9 protein-coding genes and 1 pseudogene are annotated in these 9,392 nt (G+C 59.0%); 6 read left to right on the top strand and 4 right to left on the bottom strand.

Features of this window, described 5'->3' with window-relative positions; genetic code table 11:
* Window positions 1–736, bottom strand: a 736-nt coding sequence (gmd, locus tag IVB47_RS06945) for a GDP-mannose 4,6-dehydratase (protein ID WP_247460663.1), incomplete at its 3' end; no start/stop codon positions are given.
* 234 nt (window positions 737–970) lie between these two features.
* Between gmd and IVB47_RS06940 the strand changes: the two genes are divergently transcribed.
* From IVB47_RS06940 to IVB47_RS06930, 3 genes and pseudogenes are all read left to right on the top strand, one after another.
* A complete protein-coding gene (locus IVB47_RS06940) occupies window positions 971–1,168 on the top strand; it encodes a hypothetical protein (RefSeq protein ID WP_247460661.1) in 198 nt (65 codons plus the stop codon).
* Window positions 1,169–1,333: 165 nt separating this feature from the next.
* Window positions 1,334–1,513 (top strand): annotated as a pseudogene (locus IVB47_RS06935) (HAD hydrolase-like protein); the annotation flags it as partial.
* Window positions 1,514–1,517: 4 nt separating this feature from the next.
* Complete coding sequence (locus IVB47_RS06930; RefSeq protein WP_247460658.1) at window positions 1,518–2,729, top strand: glycosyltransferase family 4 protein; 1,212 nt, start codon at window positions 1,518–1,520, stop codon at window positions 2,727–2,729.
* Here IVB47_RS06930 and IVB47_RS06925 read toward each other — a convergent pair.
* From IVB47_RS06925 to IVB47_RS06915, 3 genes are read right to left on the bottom strand one after another with little or no spacing between them, the layout of a single operon-like run.
* On the bottom strand, window positions 2,726–3,823 hold the full coding sequence (locus IVB47_RS06925; protein ID WP_247460656.1) for a DegT/DnrJ/EryC1/StrS family aminotransferase: 1,098 nt from the start codon (window positions 3,821–3,823) through the stop codon (window positions 2,726–2,728). The genes IVB47_RS06930 and IVB47_RS06925 overlap by 4 nt on opposite strands.
* Window positions 3,824–3,835: 12 nt before the next feature.
* Window positions 3,836–4,306: an acyltransferase gene (locus IVB47_RS06920; RefSeq protein ID WP_247460654.1), complete on the bottom strand. Its 471-nt coding sequence runs from the start codon at window positions 4,304–4,306 to the stop codon at window positions 3,836–3,838.
* A complete protein-coding gene (locus IVB47_RS06915) occupies window positions 4,303–5,364 on the bottom strand; it encodes a Gfo/Idh/MocA family oxidoreductase (protein ID WP_247460652.1) in 1,062 nt (353 codons plus the stop codon). Before IVB47_RS06915 ends, IVB47_RS06920 begins: the two co-directional genes overlap by 4 nt.
* 292 nt (window positions 5,365–5,656) lie before the next feature.
* Between IVB47_RS06915 and IVB47_RS06910 the strand changes: the two genes are divergently transcribed.
* From IVB47_RS06910 to IVB47_RS06900, 3 genes are all read left to right on the top strand, one after another.
* Window positions 5,657–6,574 (top strand): hypothetical protein, encoded by a 918-nt coding sequence (locus IVB47_RS06910; RefSeq protein WP_247460650.1) that lies wholly within the window; start codon window positions 5,657–5,659, stop codon window positions 6,572–6,574.
* 58 nt (window positions 6,575–6,632) lie between these two features.
* Complete coding sequence (locus IVB47_RS06905) at window positions 6,633–7,979, top strand: hypothetical protein (protein ID WP_247460648.1); 1,347 nt, start codon at window positions 6,633–6,635, stop codon at window positions 7,977–7,979.
* 711 nt (window positions 7,980–8,690) lie between these two features.
* Entirely contained in the window at window positions 8,691–9,254 is a 564-nt protein-coding gene (locus IVB47_RS06900; protein WP_247460646.1) for a hypothetical protein, read from the top strand.
* The last annotated feature ends 138 nt before the right edge of the window (window positions 9,255–9,392 follow it).

Here is a 9,392-nt window from a genome sequence, read left to right as displayed (position 1 = left end):
TGTCGGCCTGCAGGATCTTGTGCATGCCTTCCACATAGTCGCGCGCGTGGCCCCAGTCGCGCTTGGCTTCGAGATTGCCTAGATAGAGCGTCTGCTCCAGCCCGAGCTCGATGCGGGCGACGCCACGCGTGATCTTGCGGGTGACGAAGGTCTCACCGCGGATCGGGCTCTCATGATTGAACAGGATGCCGTTGCTCGCGAACATGCCATAGGCCTCGCGATAGTTCACCGTGATCCAGTAGCCGTAGAGCTTTGCCACGCCGTAAGGCGAGCGCGGATAGAACGGCGTGGTCTCCTTCTGCGGGATCTCCTGGACCAGGCCATAGAGCTCTGAGGTCGAGGCCTGGTAAAACCGCGTCTCCTTCTCCATGCCGAGGATGCGGACGGCTTCCAGAAGGCGCAGCACGCCGACGCCGTCGGCATTGGCGGTGTACTCCGGGCTCTCGAAGCTGACGGCGACGTGGCTCTGGGCCGCGAGATTGTAGATCTCGGTCGGCCGTATCTGCTGCACGAGCCGGATCAGATTGGTTGAGTCGGTCATGTCGCCGTAATGCATTAGGAACGGCACGTTGCCGACATGCGGGTCTTTGTAGAGATGATCGACCCGGGCGGTGTTGAACGAGGACGAGCGCCGCTTGATGCCATGCACGACATAGCCGAGCGACAGCAGATATTCGGCCAGATAAGCGCCGTCCTGGCCAGTCACACCGGTGATGAGAGCAACACGTTGACTCATGACTTACTTATTCCCGCACCATTTTAAAAGATCGATGCGCACAGAGCGCCGCGCACTTTGCTCTTCTTGGCCATATCGTCCCTCGCGGGTCAACCCCAGGGAGCCGCCCGGCACGGGTAAGCCGGGAGCGCTGCCCCAGATTGGACCTGGAACACAATCATGATACAGTGGCACAGAGATCGGGCCGCATCAGCAGCTTCCTCCGCCCCGCAGAGACCGCAATGTCGAGCCGAAATGAACCGAGCCAGAGAGAACACGGCGATCAACCAGGTGCTGCGCCCTGCGGTTTTCTTCGATCGCGACGGCGTTCTGAACGTCCATAGCGAATATCTGTTTGAGATCGACAAACTCAGCTGGTTCGACGGCGCCATCGAGGCCGTAAAGGCGACCAATGAAGCAAGGTATTTCGCCTTCGTGATCAACAACCAGTAGGGTGTGACTAGGGGCTTCTATCACGAGGCCGAGATCTGTCGGCTGCACTTTTGGATGGCGGAGCAGCTGATGGCTTGCGATGCGCGGATCGATGCTTTCGAATATTGCCCGATTCATCCGAACGGGCATTGGCCCCCTTAACGGCGCAACAGTGACCGCCGCAAACCGCAACCCGGCATGATCATGGACCTCCTCAGCGAGTTTCCCGCCGACGCGAGCAGGACCTTCGTGGCCGGCGACAGGCCGTCCGGCATCGAGGCCGCGCGCACAGCCGGATTGCCCGGCTATCTCTTTACGGGCAAAAATCTGCGGGAGCTCGTCCTGCCGCTTTTGCCAGCCGGATAGCGTCGTGGAGAAGACTCCCGGCTTCATCCTCGCGACGGAGTTTTATCCGCCGGATTCGAGCACGACCGCGACCTATCTCGGTGCGATCGCGAATGCAATCGCCCTCGACATGCCGGCGGTCGTCCTGTCGGGGACGCCGGGGTCCGCACGACCGGTAGCGACCGGCGGGAACACGCCCGAAATCATCGAGATCGCGAACTGGAGACCGCCCAAGCACGCGCTCGCACAACGCCTCATCGCGAGCACTGCGTTGGCGATACGCTTGTTCTGGGCCGTTTACAGACGTGCACGTCCCGGCATGGTGGTCATGTCGGTCACGAGCCCCTTCACCCTGCCCTACGCGGTCACGCTCGCCGCAAGGCTGCGCCGCGCAAAGACCGCGCTGCTGATCTACGACCTATATCCGGAGGCCCTGGTGGCCGCCGGCATAGCCCGTCAATCGTCGCTCGCCACGCGCTTCTTGCGCCTTGCCAACGGCTGGCTGTTCAGATCCCTAGACGCGATTTTCGTCATCGGCCGTGACGTCGCCCCACTGCTGCTGAGCTATCCGCGCGTGCGAGCAGACAGCATTCATTTCGTGCCGAACTGGACGCTGCTGCCGATCGGTTTCCGCGCGCCCGACGATAGCAGCAGCTTCAGGAAGCCTTATTCGGCGAAGTTCGTCGTCGGCCTCTGCGGCAATCTCGGCTTCACGCACGCGCCTCGCACCGTGTTCGAAGCCGCACGACTGATGCGACATGAGACCAACATTCACTTTGTTCTCTCCGGCTGGGGCGTCGGCTGGACCGAGCTGAAAACCCTTCAAGCGGCGGAGAATCTGGACAACGTCACATTGCTGGACCCCGTGCCCGAGAACCGGCTTGCCGAATTCCTGGCGGCGGCGGACGCCTGGGCCATCCCCTATCGGCGCGACGTCGCGGGCGTCTCGATTCCCAGCCGGCTCTACAATTTTCTTGCTGTCGGGCGGGCCGTTATCGTCGGAACGGAGCCGAACGCGGAGGCCGGGCTTGCGGTCGCCGAGGAAGACATCGGCTGGATCGTGCCTCCGGAGGATCCCGCCAGGCTCGCGCAAGCGATTTCCGAAGCCGCATCCGATCGCCAGGCGACGCTTGAACGCGGCCGTCTTGCTGCGGTGGCCGCGCTAAAATACAGCGAGCAGGCTTCGACGAAGCGCTACCGGGACATCGTAAAGAGCTTGCGCGGAAGCGACCGCTAGAAGTTCCTGATCAGCCGAATGACCTCGTCCTGTTGCTCGCGAGTGATCTCCGCAAACATCGGGAGCGAGAGGATCTTGTTCTGATCATCGAACGCCCTCGGAAAGTGTTCGGGGCGATGCGCGAAGCGCGCATAAGAGGGGAGCAGCGGCAGCGCGGTGGGGTAGTTGATCGCGGTCTGGACTCCGTTCTCGCCCAGATACGCCGCGAGAGCGTCACGCTTCTTATGCTTGATCGTGTAGAGATGATAAACGTGGGTGCGGTCAGGCGCGACGCGGGGCACCTCCACACCATCGAGCTGATTGAGACCTGCATCATAGACTGCCGCAGCATCCTGCCGCGCCTTGGTCCAGGCCTTCAGGTGGTTCAGCTTGGCGGACAGGATCGCCGCCTGCATCCCGTCGAGCCGGCTGTTGATGCCTTCGATCAGGTGCTTGTGCTTCACGAGGCCGCCGTGCCGGGCCAGCATGGACATGTGCTCGGCCAGTGCCGCGTCCTCGGTCACGACCGCGCCGGCGTCGCCGAACGCGCCCAGATTCTTGCCCGGATAGAAGGAGTAGGTCGCGGCCGCCCCGAAGGTCCCGATCGGCTGGCCCTTGTATTGCGCAAGATGCGCCTGGGCGCAGTCCTCGATGATCCAGAGGCCGTGCTTGTGCGCGATCGCCATGATCGCGTCCATGTCTGCCGGCTGCCCGTAGAGATGCACCGGGATGATGCCGACCGTGCGCGGCGTGATCGCCGCTTCGATCGCCGCGGGGTCGATCGTGAAGGTCTCGCCGTCAGTGTCGCAGAACACGACCGTCGCGCCGGCATGCGTGATCATCGCGGACGTCGATATCCAGGAATGCGCCGTCGTGATGACCTCGTCGCCCGGCTTGACCTTGAGCGCTGCCATCGCGAGGTAGAGCGCGTCGGTGCCGTTGGCGCAGGACACGCAGTGCTTGACGCTCGCCGCCGCCGCGAACTCCCGCTCGAAGGCATCGACATAGGGACCGCGGATGAACGCGCTGTCGCGAATGACGGCCGCGATCGCACCGTCGATCTCGTCCTTGATCGACTGATACTGGAGGCCGAGATCCGCGTAAGGTACCGGCATGAATGCTACTCCCTAGGTCTTGCCCTTGAGGCGGCGGGCGGGATTTCCGGCGTAGCTGCCCGGCTCGGTGATGTCTTTCGTGACCACCGAGCCTGCTCCGATCACGACGTCGTCTGCGATCGATACCGGCATGATGGTGGCGTTCGAACCGATCGAGACCCGGTTGCCGATCTTCGTCGAACGCCACAATTCGCGGCGGCCACGGGCCGGCCCACCGGTCGAAAACGTGTCGTTGATGAACATCACACCGTGCCCGAGGAAGCAATCTTCCCCGATCGAGACCAGCTCGCAGATGAAGGCATGCGACTGCACCCGGGTCCGCGCGCCGACGACGGCGCCGGTTTGGATCTCCGTGAAGGGACCGACGAAGCAGTCGTCCGCGATCTCGCAGCCGTAGAGATTGCAAGGTTCGACCAGTTTGACACGCTCGCCAAATTTGACGTCACGCACGGCGACCTGGCGCACTTGCGGCTTTCCGCTCACAAAATTACACCAAGCTTGCTCCGCCGCGGCTCGAAGCGCAGCGCAACTTCCTGCCCCGTCTCGATGGATTCGTAGAGGGCGGAGATCAGTTCGAGGCTCTTGCGGCCCTGAAGGCCGTCGACCAGCGCGGCGCGCTGATGCAACAGGCAGTCGACGACGTGCTGATAATAGGCCTGGTGGCCGAAACCGTAGACGTTGGGCGGATTGACCGAGAACTTCTCGATGACGACCTTGTCGCTCGGTAACTCGTCGACGAAATTCCAGTGCCTGATCTGGTTGACTGCGAAACCTGCGATCTCCACGGTGCCTTTCTCGCCAAGGATGGAGAGAGAGCCTTCGAGATCCTTTGGCCGAACCGCGGTGGTGGCTTCAATGATCCCCAATGCGCCGTTGCGGAATTTTACCGTCGCCACGGCGGTGTCTTCGGTCTCGACCTTCACCAGGGCGGTCGTGGCCCGGGCATGAACGCTCACCACGTCCCCGAAGAACCACTCCAGCATGTCGATGTGATGACTGGCCTGATTGGTGAGGACGCCGCCGTCATAGGCCCAGGTGCCGCGCCAGGCGTCCTGATCATAGTAGCTTTGATCGCGGCACCAGCGCACGCGCACCGTACCCAGGATCAGACGACCGAAGCGACCGGCTTCCAGCGCCTCGCGCGCCTTGACCACAGGAACGTTGAAGCGGTTTTGCTTGACGACGAAAAGCTTGACGCCGGCCTGGTCGCAAGCGCGCATCATATCATCTGCATCCTGCAGCCGAAGCGCCATTGGCTTTTCGACAACAACGTGTTTCCCCGCCTTCGCGCAGGCAATTGCATGTTGGGGGTGCATGCCGCTTGGCGTCAGCACCGCAACCGCATCAAGATCGTTCCGCGCAAGAAAGCCATCGATATCATAGTGTGCCGGAACGCCGAACTTCGACGCAATTGCATCCGCGCGTGCCCGAATGGGATCGCAGACAGCGACGAGACTGGCCTGGCCGATATGACCGCCGCCCAGCAGTTCGGAGTGACGCTTGGCAATGCGCCCGCACCCTAGCAAGCCAAATCTAATCATGGCAGTTCCTTTATCCAGTCCGGGCGGCAGCCAACTTTAGGTCATACTCGCACAAGGTGCCGAGTGCGTGTCGATACGGCGTGTCTATATTCCGAAAAGCCTATATAAATCAAGTCGTTTAGGAGCCCACTCCGCATTGGAAGCGCCATCGTCGATTAGAAAATTTTCGGAGAGACAACAAGTCCAACCCGGATGATAGACTTGACCGATCAATTCGCTTAACACTTAGGAACAGGAGACTAGCCGCTTGATCTAATTTGTCCGATCCGTTGCCTACAAGCGACGCCAGCCGATGACCGCTCCAATCCTACAAAGTGTTTGGTCGCGCCGATTCCTGTTTCTGGGAGTGATGGGCCTGACATTTGCTGTGCTTGCCACGGCCATTTTCGTAATGCCCAAGCGCGTGCAGATTCGATCATCGATCGAAATTGGCACTGCCGTTGAAGCGCCCGACCTGGTCGCGAGGCGGATCACCGGCGTCTATGCACCCGCCACACTCTTGGCAATCGCTGGAAAAGCTAAAAACCCTTCCGTTTTGGCGAGTCTGCAAAATCCGATCGTCGAGGGCTACGGCGGTTCTGTATTGATCGTGAACACCATACCACCTCATTTCGAGAGCGATGCTAAGGCGTTTCAGGAGAGCATCACCGACCGGGTAATGGAGGATCTGGCACCTCGTGCTCGCGCACTACGTGAAAACATCGCGTCCCGAATCGCCCTGGGAACCAAAACATCCGAAGAACTTGAACGGCAGGTCAAGGATACCGCGCGGGAGATCGAACGCGTCGATACCTTTACAAGCAACCTTCAGCGCCAGTTGGAACCTCCACAGGCAAATCTCGCGACGCGAGATCCATCGGCATCGCAAACGGATGAAATCAACGCCGATCGAGCCCGTGCCCGAGAATTGCGCGAAACGATTTCAAATCAATGGACGTTGGCGGGGAAACTGGCGCTCGAGCGATCAAGACTTGTTCGTGATCTTACGACAGCGGAGCGGGAGCACAGTGCGCAGATGGCGACCCTCGTCGCCGCCCAGTTTGAACAGAGTAACTTCAAGGAGCCTCAGGTATCACAAATACCGACGGTGATGCCGGTAACGAATGTCTGGGATCGACCGAGCTCGTTAGTTATTGCACTCGCAATGTCTATTCTGACTGCATTCGGATCTGTTGTGCTGGTTCAAAATATTACTGAGAGAAGAACATGAATGGTAGGCGCGATTTTTTGTACACCGATTGCCAGCATCACGTTCCGACGAAATCGGCATGACCGACCTAACCGATGATGGCCCACGTAGTTTCTTCGGGTCGCCACGCCCCCGGCTTGGGCCGGCGTTCCTGATATATTTTCATATCGGGGTATGCTGTCTGTCGCTGGTCTACGTCGCGGAATTTTATGGCCATCTCCAGATCATCATGTTCGATGGAAATCGCCTGCAGTGGGCGACGCTGAATATTTTTCCATTCGCAATTGTATCGATCCTTTTCACATTCGCCGAATTCAGCTTCGGCTATGTTTTGGGATTCTATTTTTACACGATGGTTCTTGGTTATCTATGGCTCGTGGTCTTTTCAAAATTCCATTACGATCATTCACTGGCAGCCTTGTCAGCATTTGCTTCGGCTCTGGCATTTATTCTGCCAGCACTGTTCATCACCTCTCCGGTCAAGCAAAGATATGTCCTCTCCGCCCGTGCATTCGAGAGGCTCTTGCTCTCAATTCTGATTTTTGCGGCGGCGATTGCAACAATTGGTGTTGTTCACAATTTCAGGCTAGTTGGCGTAACGGAAATCTACAAATTTCGAGCTGAACTGAATTTTCCAACATGGCTGAGATATGCGATGGGGGTAACGACGAATGCTCTGTTGCCATTCGCCTTCGCATGCTTCTTTGCCCGCGGACAAATTTTTCGAGCGACGGGCGTCATCCTGCTTCTGTCGCTCTTTTACCCGATCACCCTCAGCAAGGCTTCGCTCTTTGCGGCATTCTGGCTGCTATTCTTGGCGCTACTATCCCGACTCTTTGAGGTTAGAGGCGCTGTCGTCATATCATTACTTCTCCCTACGTCGATTGGGGTCATGTTGGTATTGTTGTTCAAGGTCCAAGTGCTCTCGCACTCGCAAATTGCGGTATATTTCGGTACCGTCAATTTCAGGATGATCGCTCTACCCTCCATCGGGTTGGATTTGTATTCTGATTTCTTTTCGACGCACGATCTTACCTATTTTTGTCAGATCAATTTTCTGAAGTCGCTGGTCAGTTGTCCATACAATGAACCGTTGGCGCTGCTTATGCAAAGGACCTATCAGATCGGCAACTTCAATGCGTCTTTGTTCGCAACTGAAGGAATCGCTTCAGTGGGACTGATTGCGGCTCCGGCGGCCGTCCTGGCATGTGGGCTTCTAATCTCTCTCGGCAACCGCCTGTCTTGCGGTTTGCCGCCTAAATTCATCCTTTTGTCCATGGGCATGCTTCCGCAAGTTTTTCTAAACGTACCGCTCACGATAGCGTTTTTGACCAACGGCACGGCCATTATATTCTTGTTGTGGTACATAACGCCCCGCACAATTTTCTCGTTAGATGCCGGAAAACGAACGGCAGTCGCAAGTTGACAAGACGGCAGCGCTAAACGGGCGGCAAAAAACCGGAAAACTGCGCTACCAGACACCCCAAGGAAGTCAGTGATTGCGGCGCGCGGAGCCGTTTTTCACTCATGAATGATCAATCCACCGTACTCGTGACCGGCCCGGAGGCTTTCTTGGACGCCATCTGGTGCCCTATCTCGCCAAGCAAGGCTTCAGGGTGTGGCGGCCTCCAGGACAACGTCCAGGCTCCAGGGCCACAGCGTCTTCGCAGTGCCGCTTCCCGATCTGGCCGCGCCTTTCTATTGGACGCCGCTACTGCGGAATTGCGATGCGTCGTCCACCTCGCCGGAACAGCTCACAGATTTGCCGACGAAGACTTGTATGACCGTGTCAATCAGGCAGCTGAAGAACTGGCCCGAGCGGCGCTTCGGTCCAGCAGTCATCTGGTTTTGATCTCATCCATTGCCGTGCAGTCGCTCATTCTCCGATCGCGAATTGACTGAGGATGATGCTCCTAGGCCAAGCAACGCCTACGGAGGGTCGTATTGCCGCATCTAGAATGTTACTGGAAAACTGCTCGCCGATGATTGGGGCGGTGCCACCGAATTGGTTCCGTGGCCACTACGGCGAGAAAGATCAGCATGGGCGCGCGGCGCGAAGTGGTGTCAGCGGTGACGGAGCAATACCGGGTCTGCCAAGCGGGCGGAAAAGGGACGGATCCTCGACGCGCTGTGCGCGATGACGGGCTGGCATCGTAAACATGCGGTGCGCGCGCTCGGACGACACTCGACAGTTGGGCCCAGCGAGGTCGAGAATCCACAAGAGCGTAAACGTAGATATGGTACGACGATCAAGGACGCGATGACTGCGCTTTGGGAGGCGTCGGATCGGGTGTGCGGCAAGCGGCTCAAGGTGATGATCCCGACCTTGCTGCCGGCGCTCGAGCAACACGGCCGATTGCGGCTTGGCCAGGCGGATCGAGATGGTGTTCTGGCCATCAGCGCCGCCACCATCGATCGCCTGCTCGTCGCTGTGAAGATTGCGGCGAGTGGCGGCAGGCGGCGCCGTGCCGGATTCTATTCGGCAATCCCGCGCGAGGTCCCGATTCGCACGTTCAATGACTGGAACAGCCCGGTGCCCGGCTTTTGCGAGGTCGACATGGTCGCCCATGGCGGCACGTCGGTGGCCGACTCGTTCATCCAGATCCTGACGATGGTCGATATCGCCAGTGGTTGGACGGAGTGCCTGCCGTTGCTGACGCGGGAGGGTTCGCTGGTCGTCGAAGCGATCAACCGCGCATAGAGCCTATTCCCCTGGTTGTTGCGCGGCGTTGTCTTCGACAACGACAGCGCGTTCATGAACGACGTCGTCGTGCCATGGTGTCGCGAACAGAAGCTCCAAGTGACGCGCTCGCGCGCGTACAAGAAGAACGATCAAGCA

This window comes from Bradyrhizobium sp. 62, from assembly GCF_023073035.1.
Classification (GTDB): Bacteria; Pseudomonadota; Alphaproteobacteria; order Rhizobiales; family Xanthobacteraceae; genus Bradyrhizobium.
This window is presented reverse-complemented; position numbering and strand designations above follow the sequence as displayed.